The sequence below is a fragment of the Sporosarcina sp. P20a genome (assembly GCF_002743175.1).
Lineage (GTDB): Bacteria > Bacillota > Bacilli > Bacillales_A > Planococcaceae > Sporosarcina.
Genome location: NZ_PDYT01000050.1, coordinates 1 through 1,909, shown reverse-complemented (window position 1 = coordinate 1,909; position 1,909 = coordinate 1). Strand labels below are relative to the sequence as shown.

The following is a 1,909-nucleotide window of genomic DNA, read 5'->3' as shown; positions in this document are numbered from 1 at the left end:
TTTTTGTGTGCGCCCTGCATGGGCGAATACTCGGTGGTGAAAGTCCACTACAGGCTTGGCAGTAGGAACTGTTAGCGAATGACAAGGTGGCTATCGTGAGGTAGTGGCTGAAGGAAGTCGGACGCAAACTCCTGAACTGACGAACAGAAACTAGATAGAAGGCTGAATTAGGTTGGATAAGGTTGCACAACAAACCAAAATCCAATACTGCCCGAAACCTATACAGTAAATCTAGCAGTTACATGGGAGGAAAGTATTCGCTCTTACCAGGGGAGGTCTTACGGGGGCATAGTGCAAGTTACATGATAACGAACCAGTGCAATCCTCATGGTGACATGAGGATGAACCGTAAGAAGTCAGCAGAGGTCATAGTAGCGTGCGTTGACAGGACGTGAAGGACTGAACAATAATAATTTTGAAGAAACAGGGAGGTGTGGAAATTGCAACAACCGCAGAAAACAGGGAATCCTGACTACCGTCGGAGAGATAATGTGGAACATGAAGGGTATGACGGAGTGCATAGTAATTTCCATGGTGAACTGAACAATCAAAATGGTGTAAATCTATTGGAGAAAATTCTATCAAGGAACAATCTCAATCTAGCTTACCTTCAAGTTGTCAGAAATAAGGGAGCTGCGGGCGTAGATGGTATGACTTACGACCAGTTACTTCCACACTTGAGGGAGCACAGGGAAGGATTACTAACGAAATTACATAGCGGAACGTACCGCCCACAACCCGTGTTGCGTGTCGAAATTCCAAAACCTGAGGGTGGTGTAAGAAAGTTAGGGATCCCAACTGTCATCGACCGAATGATTCAACAAGCGATCAATCAAGCATTACAACCCATTTTTGATCCTACGTTCTCCGATAATAGCTTTGGGTTTCGTCCGAAGCGTAGTGCACACCAAGCGATTATACAAGCAAAATCGTACTACGAACAAGGATACAAATACGTTGTGGATATGGATATGAAAGCTTATTTTGACACAGTGAATCACGATAAACTCATGTACTACGTTGAGAAAAAGGTGCAAGACCAGCGTGTACTACGCCTGATTCGTCAATATCTCAAAAGTGGTGTTATGGAAAACGGTATATTTCAAGCATCCGAAGAAGGAACCCCACAAGGAGGAAACCTATCGCCATTACTAAGTAATATTTACTTAAATGAATTCGATAAACTCCTTGCGACACGGGGACACAAATTCGTCCGTTACGCAGATGACTGTAATATCTACGTCAAAAGCAAACGGGCAGGTTATCGTGTTATGGAAAGTTCAACCCATTTCCTTGAAGAAGAACTGAAATTAACTGTAAATCGTGAGAAAAGTGCAGTAGGAAGTCCATTGAAACGAAAGTTTCTAGGGTTCTGCTTATTGGCAACTAAAAACGGTGTCAAAATTCGACCGCATCAAAAGGCGAAGTCCACTGTGAAGAAAAAGTTGAAGAAAATAACGAAGCGGAACAGAGGAAAAAGCATAGAAGTACTCTTCAAGCAAATCAAGCAGCTGATGACGGGGTGGATAAACTACTACGGCATAAGTGAAATGAAAAGCTTTATGAATGACTTGAACGGTTGGTTGAAACGACGAATGAGGCAATACATTTGGAAACAGTGGAAAACTCCGCGGACCAAATGCAGGAACCTTATTCAATTAGGTATCGAAGAGCAGAAAGCCTATGAATGGTCAAATACCCGAAAGGGTCACTGGAGAATTTCTTCCAGTTACATCCTTCATAGGTCTTTAACAGATGAAAAGCTGGTACAACTCGGATATATGAATATAGCCGCGAAGTACCAACTTATACACTCAAATTATTGAACCGCCGTATACGGATCCGTACGTACGGTGGTGTGAGAGGGTGGAACGAGTCAATCTTTTGATTCGTTCACTCTACTCGATTT

The 1,909-nt window shown here is 42.9% G+C and carries 1 protein-coding gene; it reads left to right on the top strand.

Annotation, left to right across the window (positions count from 1 at the left end; translation table 11 throughout):
• The first annotated feature begins 440 nt into the window (after positions 1-440).
• A complete protein-coding gene (ltrA, locus tag CSV72_RS16460; protein WP_099679238.1) occupies positions 441-1,826 on the top strand; it encodes a group II intron reverse transcriptase/maturase in 1,386 nt (461 codons plus the stop codon).
• Positions 1,827-1,909: the final 83 nt, after the last annotated feature.